Annotated in this window: 18 protein-coding genes; 10 read left to right on the top strand and 8 right to left on the bottom strand. The window is 62.1% G+C overall.

Annotated elements, in window-relative coordinates:
- Window positions 1-204 precede the first annotated feature (204 nt).
- Together MRK42_RS09960 and MRK42_RS09955 are read right to left on the bottom strand one after the other, a co-directional pair.
- Window positions 205-627 (bottom strand): CBS domain-containing protein, encoded by a 423-nt coding sequence (locus tag MRK42_RS09960; protein WP_042026485.1) that lies wholly within the window; start codon window positions 625-627, stop codon window positions 205-207.
- Between the two features lie 149 nt (window positions 628-776).
- A complete protein-coding gene (locus MRK42_RS09955; protein WP_216992280.1) occupies window positions 777-1,667 on the bottom strand; it encodes a LysR family transcriptional regulator in 891 nt (296 codons plus the stop codon).
- A gap of 115 nt (window positions 1,668-1,782) precedes the next feature.
- Here MRK42_RS09955 and MRK42_RS09950 point away from each other — a divergent pair, with 115 nt between their 5' ends.
- From MRK42_RS09950 to MRK42_RS09930, 5 genes are all read left to right on the top strand, one after another.
- Entirely contained in the window at window positions 1,783-2,934 is a 1,152-nt protein-coding gene (locus MRK42_RS09950) for a methionine aminotransferase (protein ID WP_338612315.1), read from the top strand.
- Window positions 2,935-2,942: 8 nt separating this feature from the next.
- Window positions 2,943-3,758 carry a carbon-nitrogen hydrolase family protein gene (locus MRK42_RS09945; RefSeq protein ID WP_338612314.1) on the top strand — a complete coding sequence of 272 codons (816 nt, stop codon included), beginning with the start codon at window positions 2,943-2,945 and terminating at the stop codon, window positions 3,756-3,758.
- A gap of 51 nt (window positions 3,759-3,809) precedes the next feature.
- Window positions 3,810-4,580, top strand: coding sequence for a transporter substrate-binding domain-containing protein (locus MRK42_RS09940; protein WP_338612313.1), 771 nt, complete (start codon window positions 3,810-3,812; stop codon window positions 4,578-4,580).
- A gap of 335 nt (window positions 4,581-4,915) precedes the next feature.
- On the top strand, window positions 4,916-6,343 hold the full coding sequence (gene sbcB, locus MRK42_RS09935; RefSeq protein WP_338612464.1) for an exodeoxyribonuclease I: 1,428 nt from the start codon (window positions 4,916-4,918) through the stop codon (window positions 6,341-6,343).
- Between the two features lie 144 nt (window positions 6,344-6,487).
- Window positions 6,488-6,988: a hypothetical protein gene (locus tag MRK42_RS09930; RefSeq protein WP_338612312.1), complete on the top strand. Its 501-nt coding sequence runs from the start codon at window positions 6,488-6,490 to the stop codon at window positions 6,986-6,988.
- Between the two features lie 69 nt (window positions 6,989-7,057).
- On the opposite strand, the gene MRK42_RS09925 is transcribed toward MRK42_RS09930, so the two are convergent.
- Window positions 7,058-8,767, bottom strand: a complete 1,710-nt coding sequence (locus tag MRK42_RS09925; RefSeq protein WP_338612311.1) for a glycoside hydrolase family 36 protein — start codon at window positions 8,765-8,767, stop codon at window positions 7,058-7,060.
- 168 nt (window positions 8,768-8,935) lie between these two features.
- On the opposite strand from MRK42_RS09925, the gene MRK42_RS09920 reads away from it, so the two are divergent.
- From MRK42_RS09920 to asd, 5 genes are all read left to right on the top strand, one after another.
- The gene (locus tag MRK42_RS09920; protein WP_026457331.1) at window positions 8,936-9,292 is read left to right on the top strand and encodes a CidA/LrgA family protein; all 357 of its coding nucleotides are present in this window, start codon (window positions 8,936-8,938) and stop codon (window positions 9,290-9,292) included.
- A complete protein-coding gene (locus tag MRK42_RS09915; RefSeq protein WP_124238175.1) occupies window positions 9,289-9,975 on the top strand; it encodes an LrgB family protein in 687 nt (228 codons plus the stop codon). The genes MRK42_RS09920 and MRK42_RS09915 overlap by 4 nt, the downstream gene beginning before the upstream one ends.
- Window positions 9,976-10,150: 175 nt before the next feature.
- Entirely contained in the window at window positions 10,151-11,044 is an 894-nt protein-coding gene (gene cdd / locus MRK42_RS09910; RefSeq protein ID WP_338612310.1) for a cytidine deaminase, read from the top strand.
- Between the two features lie 357 nt (window positions 11,045-11,401).
- Window positions 11,402-12,679, top strand: a complete 1,278-nt coding sequence (locus MRK42_RS09905; protein ID WP_338612309.1) for a D-amino acid dehydrogenase — start codon at window positions 11,402-11,404, stop codon at window positions 12,677-12,679.
- Window positions 12,680-12,987: 308 nt separating this feature from the next.
- Entirely contained in the window at window positions 12,988-14,100 is a 1,113-nt protein-coding gene (gene asd / locus MRK42_RS09900; RefSeq protein WP_338612308.1) for an aspartate-semialdehyde dehydrogenase, read from the top strand.
- Between the two features lie 263 nt (window positions 14,101-14,363).
- Here asd and fdhD read toward each other — a convergent pair whose 3' ends face one another.
- From fdhD to MRK42_RS09875, 5 genes are all read right to left on the bottom strand, one after another.
- Window positions 14,364-15,179 carry a formate dehydrogenase accessory sulfurtransferase FdhD gene (gene fdhD, locus MRK42_RS09895; protein ID WP_216992271.1) on the bottom strand — a complete coding sequence of 272 codons (816 nt, stop codon included), beginning with the start codon at window positions 15,177-15,179 and terminating at the stop codon, window positions 14,364-14,366.
- Window positions 15,180-15,191: 12 nt separating this feature from the next.
- A complete protein-coding gene (locus MRK42_RS09890) occupies window positions 15,192-17,288 on the bottom strand; it encodes a sigma 54-interacting transcriptional regulator (RefSeq protein ID WP_124238171.1) in 2,097 nt (698 codons plus the stop codon).
- A gap of 369 nt (window positions 17,289-17,657) precedes the next feature.
- Window positions 17,658-18,074, bottom strand: coding sequence for a hypothetical protein (locus MRK42_RS09885; protein ID WP_042026502.1), 417 nt, complete (start codon window positions 18,072-18,074; stop codon window positions 17,658-17,660).
- A 99-nt stretch (window positions 18,075-18,173) separates the two neighbouring features.
- Window positions 18,174-20,318 (bottom strand): formate dehydrogenase subunit alpha, encoded by a 2,145-nt coding sequence (gene fdhF, locus MRK42_RS09880; protein WP_338612307.1) that lies wholly within the window; start codon window positions 20,316-20,318, stop codon window positions 18,174-18,176.
- A gap of 44 nt (window positions 20,319-20,362) precedes the next feature.
- Window positions 20,363-20,968, bottom strand: a complete 606-nt coding sequence (locus MRK42_RS09875; RefSeq protein ID WP_338612306.1) for a 4Fe-4S binding protein — start codon at window positions 20,966-20,968, stop codon at window positions 20,363-20,365.
- Window positions 20,969-20,999 lie beyond the last annotated feature (31 nt).

Genomic DNA, 20,999 nt, shown 5'->3' with positions numbered 1-20,999 from the left:
TCCTTAAAAGAGTGCCCATCAAGGGCCATATCGATAGCTGGGGGTGATCCTAAAGAGCGGGAATGAGTGGTGCAAGCCTTTCAGTATCTGGCGTTAATGGTTCAAGGCTAACTGCCCAAAAATGGCCGCAAGCCAAGGGCAATCCATATCAGAGACAAAAAAGCAGGCCAGCGGCCTGCTTTTGAGATAGTCACGTGCAGCGGCTTAGCCGTGCGCATGATGAACGAAGCAGGTTGTCAGCTGGGCATGGATAGCCTGCATCACGTTGTGGCGGTTGATCACCCCCACCAGATGCCCCTCCTCCACCACCGGATAGATCTTGGGTTTTTGCCCCATCATCATCTCTGCCAGCGCCAGAATGCTGGTATCCGGCCCAACCGTCAGCACCTCCTTGCGCATCACATCCTTGACCTGGGCTACCTGCTCGCAGTGATAGGCTTCCCTGAGCATGACGGCGATGCAATCCTGCTCGGAGATCCAGCCGATCAGGTGCCCCTTGTCATCGACAACCGGCCCTCCCAACTGGTGGCTGTTCAAGAATTTCTCCACGGCCGCTTGCACCATCATGTCCGCCTTGAAGGTGATCGGCCTGTTTTGCATATAGTCCCTGGCTTTTAGCGATTCCATATCCATTCCCCCAATCGGCGCCTTGCGCGCAGATACCGGCACTATGCACGGCTTATACCAAGCATAGCCCGCTCACCGCAGTATGGTCTTGTCGCCACCTTGTACCAAGGCAGCATTACATCACGTATGTAGAATCAGAATTATGTTTGTCAGAAAGAGGGGCGCTCGCCCAGCAACCACTGGCAGACCCGGGTTACGCCGGGAGGCGGGTTGCCTGGACAGACAAGCAGGGCGTATTCGTGATCCGTCTCCAGCACCGGGACGAAGGGGGCTACCAGGGCACCGCTCTCCAGCTCCTCGGCCACTATGGTGGGATCCCCGAGGGAGAGGCCAAACCCCTGCAACGCGGCATTCATCGCCAAGTCCAGGGTATCGAACAACTGTCCCCCCTGGGGTTGCCAGGGGGTCGCGATGAAGGCGGCAAACCAGTTGCGCCAATCCCGCCGATCGACGCTGGCATGGATCAGGGGGAGCAAGGGGAGCTCCTCCAGGGAGCGCTCGAACAGGCGGTGCTTGGCGGCAAACGCCGGGGCGCAGACCGGGGTCAGCTGCTCCCGGAACAGGGGCTGGCTGTTGGGATAGCGCCCCAGGCAGGGCTGGTAGACGATGGCGAGATCGAACGGCTCCCGGGAGAAGTCGATGCCGTGGTGGTGGCTGCCGCGTACCTCCACCGCCTCCCCCTCGAACGCCTGCAGCCGCCGCAGCACCCAGCGGCTGGCGCAGGAGGGCACCTTGATGCTGATGGCCTGCTCGTGGGGCAGGGCCTGCAGCGCGCTGAGCCCCTCCCCCATGCGCACCAGCCCCTCCCGGATGAAGGGCAGCAGGCGCTCGGCGGCCGGAGTCAGGGTCAGGCTGCGGGTGCCGCGCACGAACAGCAGGTGCCCTAGGCGCGCCTCCAGCTGGGCGATCTGCTTGCTCACGGCCCCCTGGCTGACGCACAGCTCGTCGGCGGCCAGGGTGAAGCTCAGGTGACGGGCGGCGCACTCGAAGACCTGCAAACCGTAGAGGGGCAGCTGGGTGCGCGGCGGGGTGAACAACATGACAAGCCTCCATGCTTGAGAAAAACTCATGCATACCATGCCGAATAATCCGTTGTCCGGCAAGCGCCCCGGGGGCTAAAACAGGGGCTCATTCCCACACTCAGGTGACGGCGCCATGTCTTCCCCCCAGGTTCTCAGCAAACTGCCCCAGGTGGGCACCACCATCTTCACCGTGATCGGGGATCTGGCCGCCCGCCACCCCAGCATCAACCTCTCCCAGGGGGCGCCGAGCTTCCCCTGCGATCCCGAGCTCATCCGGGTGACCCACGAGGCCATGCTGGCCGGCGAGAACCAGTACGCCCCCATGACCGGGCTGCCCGCCCTGCGCGAGCAGCTGGTGGCCAAGATTGCGACCAGCTATGGCCACCACTATGACGCCGGCGAGGAGATCACCATCACCGCCAGCGCCAGCGAGGCCCTGTTCTGTGCCATCACCGCCCTGGTTCACCCCGGTGACGAGGTGATCATGTTCGAGCCGGCGTTCGACAGCTACCGCCCCATGATCCAGCTGCAGGGGGCCACCCCCGTGGTGATCGCCCTCAAGGCGCCGGACTTTGCCATCCCCTGGGAGGAGGTGGCCGCCCGCATCACCCCACGCACCCGCATGATAGTGCTCAACACCCCCCACAACCCGACCGGCACCGTCTGGCAGGCGGCGGATCAGGAGCACCTCGCCCGCCTGGTGCGCGGTACCGACATCCTGATCCTCTCGGACGAGGTGTATGAGCACGTGGTGTTCGACGGCGCCCTGCACCAGAGCGTCATCCGTTACCCGGAGCTGGTGGAGCGCTCGGTCGCCGTCTTCTCCTTCGGCAAGACCTTCCACGTCACCGGCTGGCGCGTGGGCTACTGCGTGGCCCCCCGTTCCCTGATGGAGGAGATCCGCAAGGTGCACCAGTTCGCCATGTTCGCCGCCGACACCCCCATGCAGTACGGCTTCGCCCACCTGTTGCAGCAACCGGCCCACTACCAGGAGCTGGCGGCCTTCTACCAGCGCAAGCGCGACTTGCTGACCTCGGCCCTAGCAGAGTCGCGGCTGACCCTGCTCCCCTCGGCGGGCAGCTTCTTCATGCTGGCCAGCTACGAGCGCATCAGCGACGAGTCCGACAGCCTGTTCGTGCAGCGGCTGATCCGCGATCACGGGGTCGCCACCATCCCCGTCTCCGCCTTCTATCACGACGGCACGGATCAACGGGTCATCCGCCTCTCCTTCTCCAAGGATGACGACACCCTGCTGGCGGGCGCCGAGCGCCTGTGTCGCGTCTAGGAGGCCACATGGAGAGCGTACGCGTCGCCGTGCTGCAGATGGTCTCCGGGGATGACCTCGACCACAACCTGACCCAGGCCGAGGCGCTGCTGCGCCAGGCGGCGGCCGAGGGGGCCGAGTTCGCCCAGTTGCCCGAATACTTCTACCTGATGCCAGAAGATGAGCGGGCACGGGTCGCCCTGGCCGCCCCCGTCGGCGATCACCCCCTGCTGGCCTGGGTACAGGGGCTGGCCCGGGAGCTCGGGATCTGGATCCTGGCCGGCACCCTGCCGCTGGCCAGCCACGAGCCCGGCAAGATGCACAACAGCAGCCTGCTCGTCGACCCCGAGGGCCACCTGGCCTGCCGCTACGACAAGCTGCATCTGTTTGGCTTTTGCACCGGGCAGGAGCAGTATGACGAGGCCGCGACCATGACCCCGGGGGAGACGGTGGTGAGCCATCCCCTGCCCTGGGGACTGCTGCGCCTCGGGATCTGCTACGACCTGCGCTTCCCGGAGCTGTTCCGGCTGGGGCCGGCCCCCGACGTCATCGCCCTGCCCGCCGCCTTCACCCACACCACTGGGCTCGCGCACTGGGAGCTGCTGCTGCGGGCCCGGGCGGTGGAGAACCTGGCCTTCGTGTTGGCCTCGGCCCAGGGGGGACACCACCCCGGCGGGCGCCGCACCTTCGGCCACAGCATGATCATCGACCCCTGGGGCCGGGTACTGGCCCGGGTCGAGGAGGGTCAGGGCATGGCCATCGCCACCCTGGATCTGGCAGCCCAGCGCACGGTGCGCAGCCAGCTGCCGGCCCTCGCCCATCGCAAGATAGCCGTCGGCCCCTAGGCCGACACCCGTTACGACCATCGACACGACGCCACACTCAAGGGACTGACTATGAAACTCAACACCGCAATGATGCTGGTGGCCCTGGCCACCACAGGCCAGGCCGCCGCCAAACCCCTGGTGATCGCCACCGACGCCACCTATCCCCCCTTCGAAATGGTCGACAGCAGCGGCAAGCTCGGCGGCTTCGAGGTCGAGCTGGCCTACGCCCTGTGCGAGGCCATGAAGACCGAGTGCGAGGTGATCAACCAGCCCTGGGATGCCCTGCTCCCCGGCCTGCAGGTGCGCAAGTACGACGCCATCATGTCCTCCATGAACATCACCGACGAGCGGCGCCAGAAGGTGGACTTCAGCCAGGTCTACTACATGATGCAGAACCGCTTCGTGGGGCGCAGCGACAAGGCCGCCGACTTCGCCGACGAGCCGGCGCACTTCAAGGACAAGGTGATCGCGGTGCAGGAGGGCACGCCCCAGGACAACTTCGTCACCGCCCGCTACGGCGACGTGGCCAAGATCAAGCGCTACGTCAACGCCCAGTCCCCCATGCTGGATCTGCAGTCCGGTCGCGCCGACTACACCTTCGGCAACATGGTGCAGTTGAAGGTGGGCTTCCTCGACAAGGAGATGGGCAAGCAGTTCGCCTTCGTCGGTCCCCAGTTCAACGGCACCCAGGACAAGATCCTGGGCGAAGGGGTGGCGGTGGCGCTGCGCAAGAACAACGACCAGCTCAAGAGCCAGTTCGATGCCGCCATCGCGAGCGTCAAGGCCGACGGCACCTTCGAACAACTGCTCAAGAAGTACCAGCTCGAAGATCTGCTCTAAACGCTCAACTGGCAGGCCCTCGGCCTCAACTTGCCATGCCGGTCGGGCAACCCGACTGGCATGGTCTTTTGGGGAGTGCTCACCGCCCCTCAATGCCGTGGCAAGCGCGAGGCATGCCCGCAGGCAACATTCGCCGTCGCAGATGGTCAGGATGCCCTGCCTGCCGACTCTCCCAAGTACCTCCCCCATTTTCCCCCTGCCGATTAAACCAGCGGACAATTCCTCCAGGCTTCGCTCTGGTGGCACTATGGTTTACCATGCAGGCAATTGTGGTGCCTGGCACCCCCACCCTGGCGCCAGGCGCCGCCGTCACCGGATACCCCATCTCGAACAACATGAGCAAGACAGCGCACCCGGGCAGCGAGCCCACCTTCTACTTTCATGATTACGAAACCTTCGGCATCAGTCCGGCCAAGGACAGACCGGCGCAGTTTGCCGGCATTCGCACCGATGCGGATTTCAACCTCATCGGCGAGCCGCTGGTGATTTATTGCAAGCCACCAGCGGACTATCTGCCGCAGCCGGAAGCGTGTCTTATCACCGGCATCACGCCGCAAAAGGCGATGAAGGATGGGCTCTGCGAGGCGGACTTCATCCGCCAGATCCACGAGCAGTTTGCCACCCCGGGCACCTGCGTGCTGGGCTACAACAGTATCCGTTTCGATGACGAGGTGACCCGCTACACCCTCTATCGCAACTTCTACGACCCCTATGCCTACAGCTGGCAGAACGGCAACTCCCGCTGGGACATCCTCGACATGCTGCGGGCCTGCTATGCCCTGCGCCCGGAGGGGATCGAGTGGGCCTTTGACGAGGAGGGCAAGCCGAGTTTCCGACTCGAAAAGCTGACGGTGGCCAACGGCGTGGCCCACGCCAACGCCCACGACGCGCTCTCAGACGTCCTGGCCACCATAGAGATGGCCAAACTGGTGAAACAGGCTCAGCCCAAGCTGTTTAGTTATCTCTTTGATCTTCGCAACAAGAACAAGGTGAAGGCGCTCATCGACGTGGTGACCATGAAGCCCCTGGTGCACGTCTCCGGCATGTTCTCCCCCTGGCAGGGGTGCGCGAGCTGGGTGTCGCCACTGGCCTGGCACCCCACTAACCAGAACGCGGTGATCATGGTGGATCTCACCCGTGACCCCACCCCGCTCATCGAGCTGTCGAGCGAGGAGATCAGAGAGCGCCTCTATACCAAAAAAGAGGAGCTGGGGGATCTGGCGGGCATTCCGGTGAAGCTGGTGCACATCAACAAGTGCCCTGTGTTGGCGCCGGCCGCCACCCTGACGGCAGAGCGCGCCGACGAGTTGGGCATCGATCGGGAGCAGTGCCGCAAGAGCCTGGATCTGCTGCGCGCCCACCCCGAGGTGCGGGAAAAGCTGGTGGAGGTGTTCAATCAGGAATTTGCCGGCAGCAGCGAGAGCGACCCCGATACCCAGCTCTACGCCGGTTTCTTCGGCCATGGAGACAAATCCACCATGGATCTGGTGCGCGCCACCCCGCCGGATCTGCTGGGGGAACGGGAGTTCGCCTTCAGCGACGCCCGCCTGCCGGAGATGCTGTTCCGCTACCGCGCCCGCAACTGGCCCCATACCTTGAGCGAAGCGGAACAGAAGCGCTGGCGTCTGCACTGCAGCGACTACTTCAGCCATCATCTGCCTGATTACGCCCCTCGCCTCGAAGCGCTGGCAGAACAAAACCAGGGTAACGAACGGAACTTTGCGATTCTCAAGAGTCTCTATCGCTATCTGGAAGAGTTATGAGTTGTGAGTGATTTCACATAAATCTCCCCCACGATTCCCCTTCATCGCGCAATAATGACGAAGGGGAATTTTCCTCAAGTACCAATATCTTGTGAACGTCTCGCCTTGATGGCGAGGCACGGTCAACCGGATACTTGTCTGCCTATGCCTTATTTGCGCACGCTGTCTGGATTACTGGCTCTGCTGCCCCTGTTTGCCCAGGGCGCCTATCGTTTCGATGTCCCGGACTACCTTGCCCGACTGCCGGAGCAGACCTACCAAATCGTGGCCCACAGCTTCAACACCCTCTACGAGAAGACCGACTTTACCCCCCAGATCACCAACAGCTATTTCAACGACTCCCCCCTCTACAAATTTGTCGGGGTGCCGCTGGCCATCAGCGCCCACTCGGGCTTCCAGCTGGAGGTGTTCGGGCAGGCCTACAACCGCGCTTCCCAAGCCTATGTGCACCTGAGTGAGGACATGTCCCTCTATCGGGTGATGCGGGTGGATCTTATCGGCAACCCCAACGATCAGCTGGCCATCGGCTTTGGTCTCGGCGTGCCATTAAGTTCGCAACTGACCCTCAAGGCCATCGTCTCCAACAACGATATTCCGGGCTATGGCTCCGCCAACTACGCCGTCGGCTTTGAGTGGCATTACTGACCACATTGCAACCCTCATAGGCAAATCAGGCTCCTCACGGAGCCTGATTTGTTTGTCACTGCGTCTTGATCAGAGGTAGCGGATCACCCGCCCCTCGCCCCCTTGCAGGGTGAGTGAAGTGCCAACCGGCTGTTCATCCCAAAAATCCACCCCGCCTTCTGGTAGCAAAAACTCCTGGGGCAGCGCCTCCCAGTTGAACAGGCAGAGCAGGGTCTCGCCACCTGGCAGGCTCACCTCGCCGCAAGCAAAGTCCATCGCCTCGAAACGGGCGGAAGGGGCGCGGGCCGCACACAGGGCCAGCAACCGCTTGAGCTGCGCCGACTGCGACTCGTCAAGATCCTGCAGCCTGTCTCCCGCCAGCATCATGCCGCCGCTCGCCACCAGCGCCGCCAGATGGAAGTGGTAATCGGTGGCGCTGGCCTGTTGACTCGGCAGATCCCGCAGGCAAACGCAGTCGGGATCCAGCGCCCACAACCGATCGTTTTGCCAGGCACGGCAGAACGCCTCGCGGGCGATCTGGCGAAAACGGGGGCCGTGGCGCTCCACGTCATCGCTCACCCGCATGCCGTGCACCAGCCCCAGGCTCGGCCAGATGGGGGCGTTGCAGCCGAGCAGGAAGGCCCCCTCGCCCGCCCCGCACAAGATGGCGGCCATGCCGCGCCGATAGGCCTCGACCCGGGTGGCTGACGGGTCGTGGAACTGGCCGCCGTGAATGGCGCCCCAGAAGTTCGCATCGAGCTTGAAGTAGTGGATGCCCCACTGCTCGCGCAGGGTACGAAACACTCGTTCGAGATGGGCCTGCACCTCGGGGTGGGTACCGTCCAGCACATACCAGGGAGTGCAGCGCCAACCGCCGTAGGTAACCCGTTCGGAAGGCAGCGGCAAGCCGTCATCTCCTTTCACGAACCAGTCGGGATGCTCCAGAAAGACCTGCGAGGTGGGCTCGGCGATAAAGGGGGCGACCCAGAGGGCGGGCTCGCAGCCAGCGGCGCGGATCTCTGCGGCCAGCGCCGCCACCCCTTGCTCGAATTTCGCAGAAGGGGTGAGCCAGTCTCCCATTTTGGCCTGATAGCCATCGTCTATCTGCACGTAGCGCAGGGCCGGGAAGCGCTCGGCGCGCACCGCCAGGTTCTCGCGAATGTCGGCGGCGCTCACATCGCTGTAGTAGTGATACCAGGAGCACCAGCCGCTGGGGCGAGTGGTGACCTGGTCGATCAACGAGCCATGCTCAGCCTCGATCAGAGTCGCCAGCTCGGCCAGCAGATCCTCACGCTCCGGCCCTTCCAGGCAGATCAGCGCCTCGCTCTGCCAGTGCTGGCCGGCAGGCAGCAGACGATCCTCGCAGTTCATCAGGATCTGCAGGCGACCATCGGGATAGAGGCGAAACTCGCCGCCAAAGCGGTGGCAGCTGGCAAAGGCGAGTAGCAGCCAGCCCTTGCCGTGCTCTACCAGCAGCAGGTTGTGCACAGTGTGAAAACCTTCGTCACCCGTGATGCGATAGACGCTAGCATCGGGGCAACGCCCCACCGGCTGCGGAGATTGCCAGCTGCCCATGGTCTGGGCCAGCATCTGGAACCCCTCCCCATAGACGGGCGCATCAGGCGAGAGGCCGAGCTTGCCGTCAAACAGCACCCAACGCCCCACCGGGGTATCGTCACGCCCCGTGTTGTCGAGGCGCACCCGGCACAGGGGGCCATCCCATTGGCGGGTTTGCAACAAGTTCGCGGGCATATCATTATCGGTCGCCAGCTGGCGGATACGGGACAAGAGGGATGTCATCACTACTCCTTGTAGTTCGAAAAGGGTTCTATCAGACAATTTTCAAAAACGAAACTTCAATTAAATCAGCTTCAAATGAACTGATTTCAGCTGTTATTGTTTTAATGCCGCGACCCGGCCTCTCTGGTAAACTGCGCTTTTCTTCACAGTTATCAGGAAGGGGCTCACGTGATCGCGCAACGTGCCTTGCTATACCTTCGTGACTTTATGGTCATCGTCGCCTGCCTGCTGGCAGGTAAAACCGTGGCAGCCATCCTGCCCTTCGCCTTCCCCGGCAGCATCATCGGCATGCTGCTGCTGTTCGTGCTGCTCTCGCTGCAACTGGTGAAGCTGCAGTGGGTCGAGCTCGGCGCCGGTCTGCTGCTGCGCCATATGGGGGTCCTGTTCGTGCCGGTGGCCGTGGGCCTGGTGGCCTGGCTGGAACCCCTGCGCCAATCCCTTGGCCTCATCATGCTCTGCATCGTGGTGGGCATAGTGCTGATCCTCGGTACCGTCGGGCACCTTTACCAGAGGATGAACAAATGATCTTCTGGCTCGCCATTCCCCTGACCCTGGCGCTCTATTTTGCCACCCGGGCGCTCCATCGCCGTCTGCCCTGGCCCATCATCAATCCGGTGCTGGTGCCCACCACCGTCATCATCGGCCTGCTGCTCTGGCTTGACCTGCCCCTTGAGCAGTACGAAAGCGGCACCCGCCCCATCACGGCGCTGCTGGAGCCCGCAGTGGTGGCGCTGGCCCTGCCGCTCTATCAGCAGGCACGCCAGATCCGGGCCAGGCTCAAGCCCATCCTAGTCTGCACCCTGGCCTCGGTATTGATCTCGGTATGTACTACTTTGCTGATCGGTCATTTTATGGGCGCCGACCCGGCACTACTTGCGTCCCTGATCACAAAATCCATCACCACGCCGCTGGCCATGAGCGTGAGCCAATCCCTCGGCGGCATTCCCGCCATCGCCGCCGCCGTGGTGGTGGTGGTCGGGATCATCGGCGCCCTGATTGGTTATCCGCTGCTCAAGCTGATGCGGGTCACTGACCCCGAGGCCCAGGGGCTGGCTGTGGGTGCCTGTGCCCACGCCATCGGCACCGCCACCTCCGCCGAACAGGGCATAGTCCAGGGGGCCTTCTCGTCGCTCGCCATGGTGGTGTGCGGCATTCTCACCGCTGCCGTCGCGCCACTCCTGTTCACCCTCTATCACTGGCTGAGCTAAGCCTTCGTCAGGCGGGCCTGCGGGCCCGCCCGTGCGACCTGCCGCACAATTTGCACAAGACAAACGTTTCCATTACTATCCCGCTCCGTTTGCCCGTCAGGGCGTGAGCAAGCTCACACAATTCACCGCGCTTGCTCCCTACAATGGCACCCCAATTGGCCTTTGAGGACACACTATGCATCCCCGTTTTGCCAAGCCACTCGATACCCTGCCCGCCCCGCTCAAAGCGGCGCTGCTGCCCATGCTCGACCCTGCCGACGGCAGTGCGTTCAATGCCCGTTTTACCCCGGATCAGGTCGCTACCCTGAAAGCCGCCAGCGGCCTTGATGATCGCGCCATGCGCCTGGTTCTGCTGCCGCTGGCCGCCGCCTGCTCGGTCGCCCCCATCTCCAAGTTCTTTGTCGGCGCCATCGCCTGTGGCCTGAGTGGCACCTGGTATTTCGGCGCCAACATGGAGTTCGCAGGCCAGGGGCTGTTCCACTCGGTGCACGCCGAGCAGTCTGCCATCTCCAACGCCTGGCTGGGTGGCGAGACCGGGATCTCTGAAATCACCGTCAATTACACCCCCTGCGGCCACTGCCGCCAGTTCATGAACGAGCTGAGCACCGCCAAGACCCTGCAGGTTTCCCTGCCCGATGATCTCAGTGCCCTGCAATCCTTCCTGCCCCACTCCTTCGGGCCGGCAGATCTCGACATCACAGATGCCCTGATGAGCCCGCAGTCCCACGACGAGCTGACCCTGGAGAGTGAAGATCCGCTCTGGCAGGCCGCTCTGGCTGCTGCTCGCCAAAGCTATGCTCCCTACAGCCAGGGTTATGCCGCGGTGGCACTGCAATTTGCCGATGGCCGCCTCTTCTGTGGCCGCTACGCCGAGAACGCCGCCTTCAACCCCAGTCTGCCGCCAATGCAGATGGCCTGCGCCCATGCGGTGCTGAACGGCGCAGATCTCGCCACCATCCGTCGCGCCGTGCTGCTGGAGAGCAAAAACGGCCAGATCAGCCAGCGCGATGCTGCCCAGTCAACCCTCAAGGCACTGGGATCGGTCGAGCTGGAGTACCTGGCTGTCTAACCGGCCACTTTGCCTCTCTATCACCAAGGCCCCCGCATCCAGGATGCGGGGGCCTTTTTTATCTGGATCCGCCCCCTTTGATACTCAACGAACTCCGTTGCCCCTCATGCCCGGAGTTCAACTGAATCGCCGCCACGGCGGGTATCGCACGCCTGTTCCGGCCACTTGCAAGTCACGCCATGCAAAGGCGTCCAACCTGTCGCACTTAATGCCATAAAACCAATCATCAACAACATTGAAAACCAGTTAAATAAATGTAAATAGATATTTATACCAATTATATCTTACCCAGTTGAATATACTGTGGCGGCTGATTAAGGTGGGGGCCTTATCAAGGCATCAGTCAAGGAAAGACGTATGGAGATAGTGGTACTCGGGGGTGGCGTCATTGGTGTAACCAGCGCCTGGTATCTGGCAAAAGCGGGCCATCAGGTGACCCTGCTGGAGCGGCGAGAGGGGGTGGCGCTTGAAACCAGCCACGCCAATGCCGGCCAGATCTCCCCCGGTTACGCTGCCCCCTGGGCGGCCCCCGGCATTCCCCTCAAGGCGGCCAAATGGATGTTGCAAAAGCATGCGCCCTTCACGGTGCGCCCCACCGCCGACCCTTTCCAGCTGCGCTGGATGCTGAAGATGCTGGCCAACTGCACCCCGGCGGCCTATGCCACCAACAAGGGGCGCATGGTGCGCCTGGCCGAGTACAGCCGCGACTGCATGAAGGTGCTGCGCGATGAACTGGCCCTCGACTACGAGGGGCGCCAGCTCGGCACCCTGCAACTGTTTCGAAGCCAGGCCCAGCTGGATGCCAGCAAGCGCGACATCGAGGTATTGGAAGAGTATGGCGTCCCCTACCAGTCGTTGGATGACAGCGGCTGCGAGGAGGCCGAACCGGCCCTGGCACGGGTGCGCGGCAAGATAGTGGGCGGCCTGCGCCTGCCTGGCGACGAGACCGGCGACTGCTTCCGCTTTACCAAAGCGCTGGCGCTGGAAGCACAGAAACTCGGGGTCAAATTCGTCTTCAACTGCGATATCGACGAGATTGAGCTGGGCCGTGGTCGTGAGAGTGGCCGTGCCGTGGCAGTGCGGGCGGGCGAACAGCGCTACCGTGCCGATGCCATCGTCTGCGCCCTTGGTAGCTACGGCACCGGCTTCCTGCGTCCGCTGCTGCGCCCGCTCGGGCTGGAGCTGCCGGTCTATCCGGTCAAGGGCTACTCCCTCACCCTGCCGATGACCAATCCGGATGCGGCCCCCCGCAGCACAGTGCTGGATGAAACCTACAAGGTGGCCATCACCCGTTTTGACGAGCGGATCCGGGTCGGCGGCATGGCTGAGCTCTCGGGCTACAACCTGGTGCTCAACCCCAAACGCCACGACACCCTGGCCATGGTGGTGGGGGATCTCTTCCCCGAAGGGGGGGACATCAGCCGCGCCGAGTTCTGGACCGGCCTGCGCCCCATGACGCCGGACGGCACCCCGCTGGTGGGTCCAAGCCCCATCCCCGGGCTCTGGCTCAACACGGGCCACGGCACCCTGGGCTGGACCATGGCGGCAGGTTCTGGCCAACTGCTCTGCGATCTGATCAGTGGCAGTGCAACCGCCATCAGCGACGAAGGGCTGACCCTGGCTCGCTACGCCTGAGTAGCCCCAGGCTCCATCGGCAGGCCACCATATGCAGGTGGCCTGCCTGTTTTTTCACCCCCGCCTCTCCCCACCTCTTTTCTGCGCCTCTTTTTCCGCCTCCCTACGGTGTTCACACCGCTGGATATTGCAGCGAACGACACAGAATATTGCGCAATTCGACTTGCGCCCGCCGCCACAATCCGTAATGTGGACAGACACATTTTTCGCAACTCGTATTTTGTAACCAGCTTGTAAATGGCCGGCGCCATACAAGGGGTCACGGGATCCACAACGCATTATTAAGCAGCTATCCAGGGTAGGACATTATGAAAAAAGTAGGTTTGGTCGGTTGGCGTGGCATGGTGGGATCGGTTCTGATGAGCCGGATGCAGGAAGAGCAGGATTTCGCCCATATTCAACCTACCTTCTTCACCACTTCCCAGGCCGGTGAGGCCGCCCCCAACTTCGGCGTCGATGCCGGCACCCTGCAGGATGCCTTCAACATCGAGGCACTGGCCAGGCAGGAGATCATCATCACCGCCCAGGGCGGCGATTACACCAAGGATGTCTATCCGCGCCTGAAGGCCGCCGGCTGGCAGGGTTACTGGATTGACGCCGCCTCTTCCCTGCGCATGGAGCAGGACGCCGTCATCATCCTGGATCCGGTCAACGGTGACGTCATCGAGCAGGCGCTGAACGATGGCATCAAGACCTTCGTTGGTGGCAACTGCACCGTCAGCCTGATGCTGCTGGCCCTGGGCGGCCTGTTCAAGGCCGAACTGGTGGAGTGGGTGAGCGTGGCCACCTATCAGGCCGCCTCCGGTGGCGGTGCCCGCCACATGCGCGAGCTGGTGACCCAGATGGGGATCCTGCGCGACGAAGTGGCGGTAGAGCTGGCAGATCCCGCCTCCGCCATCCTCGATATCGAGCGCAAGATCACCGAGAAGACCCGCTCCGGCACCCTGCCGGTGGACAACTTCGGCGTGCCGCTGGCCGGTGGCCTCATCCCCTGGATCGACACCAAGCTCGACAACGGCCAGAGCCGTGAAGAGTGGAAAGGCCAGGCCGAGACCAACAAGATCCTGGGGATCCAGGATGCCGCCATCCCGGTGGATGGTCTGTGCGTGCGGATCGGCGCCCTGCGCTGCCACAGCCAGGCGTTCACCATCAAGCTGAAGAAGGATGTGCCGCTGGCAGAGATCGAATCCCTGCTGGCCTCCCACAACGACTGGGTCAAGGTGATCCCCAACGATCGCGACATCACCGCCCGCGAGCTGACCCCGGCCGCCGTCACCGGCACCCTCAGCATCCCTGTGGGTCGTCTGCGCAAACTCAACATGGGCCCCGAGTACCTGGCCGCCTTCACCGTGGGTGATCAGCTGCTGTGGGGCGCCGCCGAGCCCCTGCGCCGCATGCTGCGCATCCTGCTGGCCCGCTAATTCGCCGCGCCAATACCACAAGGGCGGGGAGTCACACTCCCCGCCCTTTTTTACGGCCTCTTGCTGGTGGTTTCTTTGTCTGTCAGTCGCACCTGATGGCACAGGGCAAGCCGCGCCCATCACGCCTTAACGTTGTTGCTCAGCCCCATCACTGTGAGCTTACCCCTGCCCTGTTACGCCCACTCAACGCCAATGTCAGCACTGAATGTCACTACTGATGCCAGTGCCCATCCCGGCGAAGTGGTCCGGCTCCAATCCAGCACTTATGCCAGCACGATACGCTGGCAGCCGCTGTAGATCTCGGCGCGCCCCGGGCGACAAAACCCCACCAGGGTGAGACCGGTCTGCTCGGCCCGCGCTACCGCCAGTTCGGTGGCAGCCGAGATGGCGAGCAGGATCTCCACCCCGGCGCTGGCGGCCTTTTGCACCATCTCGAAACTGGCGCGGCTGGTCACCAGGATGGCGCCATCGCGCCGGCCGGTGCGACACAGGTGGCCCACTAGCTTGTCGAGCGCAATATGGCGTCCCACGTCCTCGCGAATGGCGAGGATGTTGCCCGCCCCGTCCACATGGACGGCGGCGTGAGTGGCGCCGGTACACTGCCCCAGCAACTGCAGGGGGCGCAGCCCATCCAGCACCTTGTCGATAAGACCTATCGCAAAGCGCTGGCTGTCCGGCAAGGGGGGCAAGGTGCGCACCACCTGCTCCAGGCTCTCGCTGCCGCAGATGCCGCAACCGGTGCGCCCCGCCAGGGTGCGCCGCTTCTCTTTCAGGCGATAGATGCAGCGATTGGCCAGGGTGATGTGCAGCTCGATGCCCTGACAGCCATTGACCTGCTCGATGTCGTGAATGTCGTGCAGGCCGTCGATGATCCCCTCGGAGAGGGAGAAGCCGATGGCAAAATCCTCCAGATCGGCGGCCGAGCACATCATCACGCTGTGGGCGATGCCGTTGTAGACCAGCGCCACCGGGGTTTCGCAGGGCAGCTGCATGGCGCTGTCGGTGGTCACCTCACGCCCTTGATAGTGCACCACCTCGCGCGGCGCGGCGCACCGGAACACGTCACTCTCTTGCCACATCTTGTTGCCGCCTTATTCGATGATCCTGGGATCCTTTGCCGAAATACCGAGCCGCTTCATCTTTGAGAGCAGGGTGGTGCGCTTCATGCCAAGGCGCTGGGCCGCCCCCCGGGCACCGGCGACAATACCGTTGCTCTCCTTGAGCGCCGCGATGATCGCCTCGCGCTCATCCTCCGGCCCCTGCCGGAACAGGGGGGCATCGGGCTCGTCATAAACCAGAGTCTCAATCTTGTGATAGCCCTTGAGAGGCAGCAGCTCGTCGGGGGAGAGATTGAGCACCTGGCCGCGGGTCATTACCACGGCCCGCTCTATGATGTTCTCCAGCTCGCGAATATTGCCGTACCAGGGGAGCGACACCAGCATCTTCATGGCATCTGCCGGAATAGCGGTGATGGTTCGGCGCATCCGCTTGGCAATCTTCTTGATAAAGAAGTTGACCAAAAGCGGTATGTCTTCGCGCCGCTCGCGCAGGGGCGGCAACTCGATGGGAAAGACGTTGAGCCGGTAGTAAAGGTCGCTTCGAAAGCGCTTGTTCTTGACCATGGAGAGCAGATCGCAGTTGGTGGCTGCCACCAACCGCACATCCACGGCGATCGGATTGCTGTTGCCCACCCGCTCCAGCTCGTGCTCTTGCAACACCCGCAACAACTTGGGTTGCAGATCGATGGGCATGTCCCCCACCTCGTCGAGGAACAGGGTGCCCTTGTGGGCCCGCTCGAAGCGGCCGATGCGCTGGGTCAGGGCGCCGGTGAAAGCCCCCTTCTCGTGGCCGAACAGATCGCTCTCGATAAGGCCGGTGGGAATGGCGGCGCAGTTCACCTTCACCATCTCCCGGCTGCTGCGGGCACTGAGTTGATGAATAGCCTGGGCGATCAGCTCCTTGCCGGTGCCCGTCTCCCCCAAAATCAACACGGTGCAGTCGCTCTCGGCCACCAGCCGCACCTTCTCCATTACGCTCTCCATCACGGGGCTCTGGTAGATGATGTGGGAGAACTCTCCCCGCACGGCGGGTTCGCCAATGCGAAGGGTCTTCTCTTTCGCACCATTGGTGTTGGAGATCTCCTGCTGCGCCTGCACGTTGTTCATGGCGATCGCCGTGCGCGCCGCCACCTGTTCGAGCAGGGAGATGTCGATATCGACGAAGAAATCCACCTCCGGGTGAGAGAGGATCAGCACCCCCAGCAGGTTGCCCCGGTAACGCAGTGGCAAGATGCAGGAGCTGTTGGCCTCGGGGGGCAGGATCTGGGTGGCGAAGCGGCAGTGGGCGTTGCAGCCGTGGCCATGCTCGCGATAGATGAAATAGGGTTCGCTGTGACCCAGGGCCCCCTGCAGGCAGTTCTTCTCGAAACAGGAGTGATCGATGATGCCGGGCTGCTCGCTCTGGCTTTCGTTCACCAGATAGCTCTTGAAGCTGTCGGAAGTGGCGTTGTATTCGGCAAGACAGAGGCTGCTGATGGCAAAATGGTGCTGCAGGATGGCAAACAGGCTTCTTGGCAGCTCGGCGATGCGCACCAGTTTGATCACCGCATTGGTCACATCCACCAAAATCTTGCAGCTGTCGCGCTCAAGGCGCAGGGAGTGGGCCTGCTCCAGGGTGCGCTCCTTGTCCTGCACGTTCTCCAGCGCAATGGCGATGATGGCCGCCAGCTGGGTCAGTTTGGCCAGCACCTCCATGGGAAAGGCGCGAGCCTCGCGGCTGATGAACTCCACCCCGCCCAGGTGGCTGCGAGCGGTGGTGATGGGCAGTTGGCAGTAGGATTGCAGGTCATCATAGACGGGGGTGCTCGCCAACAGGGCACAGCGGTTTTCAAAGCGGGCAGCGGGCAGGATGATCGCCTGCTCCCTGGAAAAGTGCAGATCGGCCTTGCGGCAGACGAGGTGCCTTGGGCCCCTCTCCCCCATGTAGCAGAAGATGGCCTCCTCCCCCGTCCCCTGGTTGAGGATCAGGTTGACCCGGATCACGCCATCGAAACAGACGTCTATCTTGTTGAGTTTCTTGATGAAGTCATCGAGCGTCACGGCCGACAGCAGGCTTTTTGAGAGCAGGAGGAAACCGTCATCCCAGATGGGGGAGATCTCGTCCAGCGGGATGGCACTCACATTCAGCATTACGGCCTCACATTGGATCAGTGTCAGTCACATAGCCGGCCTGCCATGCCGTGGCATACTGATTCACCATAGCGACCGGATATAACAACAAGGGGTCACCCTCATGCTGCTGACAAATATTGAATGGCATGATGCTTTATCAAATGTTGCAATTCAAAACGGGCACGTAACGAACAATAACAAAAGATAACATCGTCAGCGTCGATATATTCAAAGCTGGCGTGCCATCATAATGAAGCGGCGGGTTCATTACAAATCAGGCTGAATATTTTCCCGCGCATTTGTGCACATTTAATCAAGCCCACGATTAAATAACTGATAATTAATTCAAGAGTGCCGCCCGAATTATTTGACGCAGAACAATCTGGCTCACTGGCACTGATCACCCTGGCCCTGCTGCCACTGCAGATGTCCGCTTTTCAGCCCACCCAGGATAAAGAGCGCCGAACAGCCCTGAAAGGCCATCAGCAGCCAGCTGGCGTTGTCGGCCAGCTCCTGCGCCACCGTCCGGTGCGTAAGGTAGACCAGCAAAGTGATCAGCCCCAACAACAGGGCGTTGATCAAGGTGGTCGAGACGAAGGCGATCAGCCAGGCGATAGTGGTACTCAGTGCGGAAAATACCCCGCGCATGGCCAGCCGCGCCGCCATGAAACAGCCGAAAAAGCCAAAGCCCAACAGAAATATCATCTCGTCTTGCCAGATATAACAGCCAATACCCAGCAATATTGCGACAAAATAGCCGCAAATATAAAAGATACCGAATAACCGGTTGATATCATGTTGCATGATCTCACCCATATCGAAATTTAACCAAGACAAGGGTAACCGACTCACAAGATGAGTCGGTCCCTTATTTTTTATCTCTCCGAAGAGAGTGGTTGCCTATTACCCCTTGGCGGCGCTGCGCAATTTTGCCTTGAGCGCGCTGTACTCGGTCTGGACGTAGACTTCTGCCTCGGCTTGATCCGCGATGCGCTCAATTTTCACCGCGCAGTACTTGTACTCCGGCGTGTAGGAGACGGGGTCCACGTGCTCGATGGTGAGCTCGTTGCAGGCCCCGATCCACCACTGGTAGGTCATGTAGACCACCCCGGCGTTGACCCGCTCGTTGTAGTTGGCCCGGGTAATGACCTTGCCGCGCCGCGACGAGATCCAGACCAGCGCCTGATCCTTGACCCCGAGTTTTTGGGCATCGCTCGGGTGGATCTGCACATAACCGGGCTCATCGGCCAGGGTCTGCAGCGCCGAGCAGTTGCCGGTCATGGAGCGGCAGGAGTAGTGGCCGACTTCGCGCACGGTGGAGAGCACCAGCGGATACTCGGCGCAGGGCTGCTCCAGCGGCGCGCGCCACTCGGAGGCAATCAGCTGACCTTTGCCACTCGGGGTGCTGAACACATTCCCCTCGAAAAGGGTGCTGGTGCCCGGGTGATCCTCGGTCGGGCAGGGCCACTGCACACACTTGAGATCCGCCATCTTGTCATAGCTGACCCCGGCGTAGAGCGGGCAGAGCGCACGCATCTCGTCCCAGATCTCTTCGGTGTTGTGGTACTCCATGGGATACCCCATGGCGGTGGCCATCAGCGAGAAGATCGCCCAGTCCGGCTTCACGTTGTCTGGCGGTGTCACCGCCTTGTAGAAACGCTGGAAGCCGCGATCCGCCGAGCTGTAGACCCCCTCGTGCTCGCCCCAGCTGGTGGCGGGCAGGATCACATCTGCCATCTCGGCAGTCTGGGTCATGAAGATATCCTGTACGATCACCAGATCCATTCCCGCCAGGGTACGGCGGAACTGACCGAGATCTGCCTCGGTCTGGGCCGGATCTTCCCCAAAGATGTAGAAGGCCTTGCACTTGCCCTCCTCCACCTTGTGGCCAAGCTCGGTTAGGCGGTAACCCGGTTTCTGGGAGAGGGATTCCACGCCCCACGCCTTGGCAAACTTGGCGCTGATGGCAGGGTCGCTCACCGACTGATAACCCGGGAACTGGTGCGGCAGCATCCCCATGTCGCAGGTGCCCTGCACGTTGTTCTGGCCGCGTACCGGCCCGCAGCCGGTGCCACGGCGACCGAAGTTGCCGGTCAGCAGCGCAATACCCGCCAGCCCCTTGACCACGTCCACCGCCTGACCGTACTGGGTCACCCCCATGCCCCACAGGATCATGGAAGCAGGCGATGCGGCATAGGTGCGAATGGCGGCACGGATATCGGCGGCTTTGAGGCCGGTGATCCCCTCGACATATTCCGGGGTGTACTTGGCCACCGTGGCCTTGAAGGTGTCGAACCCTTCGGTGTAGTTGGCGACGAACTCTTTGTTGTAGAGCCCTTCATTGATCAATACGTTGGCGAAGGCGTTGACCAGCGCCATATTGGAACCGTTTTTGAGCGGCAGCCACTGATCGGCGATGCGGGCGGTCTCCACCATGCGGGGATCACACACAATCACCTTGGCCCCGTTTGCCTTCGCCTTGAGGATATGGCGGGCGACGATGGGGTGAGAGTCAGCAGCGTTGTAACCAAACACCAGCAGGCATTGGGTCTCTTGAATTTCGGGAATGGCGTTGCTCATGGCGCCATTGCCTACAGTTGTCTCCAGACCGGAGACTGAGGGTGCGTGTCACACCCTCGCGCAGTGGTCGACGTTGTTCGTTCCAAGCACGGCGCGGGCAAATTTCTGCATCACATAGTTGGCTTCATTGCCGGGGCCACGGGCAGAGCCGGTGGTCATGATGGCGTCCGGGCCATATTTTGCCTTGATGGCAGAGAGGCGGCTGCTGGCAAACTCGATGGCCTCGTCCCAGGAGACGGCTTCGAGCTTGCCACCACGCTCGCGGCGGATCATCGGGCTCTTGAGACGGGGGGTCAGCAGGTTGGTGTCGTTCAAGAAATCCCAACCGTAATAGCCCTTGAGGCAGAGCTGCCCCTCGTTGGTCCGGCCGTTGGCGCCTTCGGCCCCCACCACCTTGTCGTTTTCAACCAGCAGGTTGATTTTGCAACCGGTGCCGCAATAGGGGCACACGGTAATGACTTTTTTCATGACTCACACTCTTTTATTAACGAAAAATGTTCGGTAAAGCCCGCTCAGACCTGCGCCGGGACATGGCCTGCCAGCAGCGCCTCGGCACTGGCCAGCTGCTTTTGCCGGTTCAGGGTCTCAAGGCTCTCCGGGGTAACCAGTCGTAGTGCCTGGGTCGGGCACACCTCGACACAGGCCGGGCCCGCCTCGCGGTGCTGGCAGAGATCGCACTTGAGCGCCTGCGCCTTGGTCTGCGGCCGCTTGAAGAGCGAATCGGCCGTGGGGGCCACCTCTTTGACCACCACCGCCATGGCGCCGTAAGGACAGGCCACCACGCAGGACTTGCAGCCGATGCAGCGCGCCTGCAGCACCTTGACGCAGCCATCCTCGGTCACGATGGCGTTGTTGGGGCAGGCCATGGCACAGGGCTTGTCTTCACACTGGCGGCAGAGCACCGGCGTGGTCACCTTGCTGCCCACGATCACCTTCAGGCGCGGCTGAAAATGGCTGTCTTTGGAGACCAGATGTCCATCCTCGATGGCAAGATGCAGGCCGCCCTCCCGCTCAAGGGTCCCGCTGCAGGACCCTGACTGGTGTGAAACGGCGCACGCCACCTCACAGGTACGACACCCAATACAGAGACTGGGATCTGCAATCACGAAGCTGTTCATAGAGAGGGATCCTAAATGGTTCGTTACACCC

This window comes from Aeromonas sp. 19NY04SH05-1, from assembly GCF_040581895.1.
Taxonomy (GTDB): domain Bacteria; phylum Pseudomonadota; class Gammaproteobacteria; order Enterobacterales; family Aeromonadaceae; genus Aeromonas; species Aeromonas enteropelogenes.
Note: the sequence above shows the minus strand (reverse complement) of the source record. Positions and strands in the feature narration are given on the sequence as shown.

Coding starts and splice junctions, on each gene's coding strand:
- MRK42_RS09960 (WP_042026485.1), bottom strand. CDS start 627: ATGGAATCGCTAAAAGCCAGGGACTATATGCAAAACAGGCCGATCACC.
- MRK42_RS09955 (WP_216992280.1), bottom strand. CDS start 1,667: ATGTTGTTCACCCCGCCGCGCACCCAGCTGCCCCTCTACGGTTTGCAG.
- MRK42_RS09950 (WP_338612315.1), top strand. CDS start 1,783: ATGTCTTCCCCCCAGGTTCTCAGCAAACTGCCCCAGGTGGGCACCACC.
- MRK42_RS09945 (WP_338612314.1), top strand. CDS start 2,943: ATGGAGAGCGTACGCGTCGCCGTGCTGCAGATGGTCTCCGGGGATGAC.
- MRK42_RS09940 (WP_338612313.1), top strand. CDS start 3,810: ATGAAACTCAACACCGCAATGATGCTGGTGGCCCTGGCCACCACAGGC.
- sbcB (WP_338612464.1), top strand. CDS start 4,916: ATGAGCAAGACAGCGCACCCGGGCAGCGAGCCCACCTTCTACTTTCAT.
- MRK42_RS09930 (WP_338612312.1), top strand. CDS start 6,488: ATGCCTTATTTGCGCACGCTGTCTGGATTACTGGCTCTGCTGCCCCTG.
- MRK42_RS09925 (WP_338612311.1), bottom strand. CDS start 8,767: ATGACATCCCTCTTGTCCCGTATCCGCCAGCTGGCGACCGATAATGAT.
- MRK42_RS09915 (WP_124238175.1), top strand. CDS start 9,289: ATGATCTTCTGGCTCGCCATTCCCCTGACCCTGGCGCTCTATTTTGCC.
- cdd (WP_338612310.1), top strand. CDS start 10,151: ATGCATCCCCGTTTTGCCAAGCCACTCGATACCCTGCCCGCCCCGCTC.
- MRK42_RS09905 (WP_338612309.1), top strand. CDS start 11,402: ATGGAGATAGTGGTACTCGGGGGTGGCGTCATTGGTGTAACCAGCGCC.
- asd (WP_338612308.1), top strand. CDS start 12,988: ATGAAAAAAGTAGGTTTGGTCGGTTGGCGTGGCATGGTGGGATCGGTT.
- fdhD (WP_216992271.1), bottom strand. CDS start 15,179: ATGTGGCAAGAGAGTGACGTGTTCCGGTGCGCCGCGCCGCGCGAGGTG.
- MRK42_RS09890 (WP_124238171.1), bottom strand. CDS start 17,288: ATGCTGAATGTGAGTGCCATCCCGCTGGACGAGATCTCCCCCATCTGG.
- MRK42_RS09885 (WP_042026502.1), bottom strand. CDS start 18,074: ATGCAACATGATATCAACCGGTTATTCGGTATCTTTTATATTTGCGGC.
- MRK42_RS09875 (WP_338612306.1), bottom strand. CDS start 20,968: ATGAACAGCTTCGTGATTGCAGATCCCAGTCTCTGTATTGGGTGTCGT.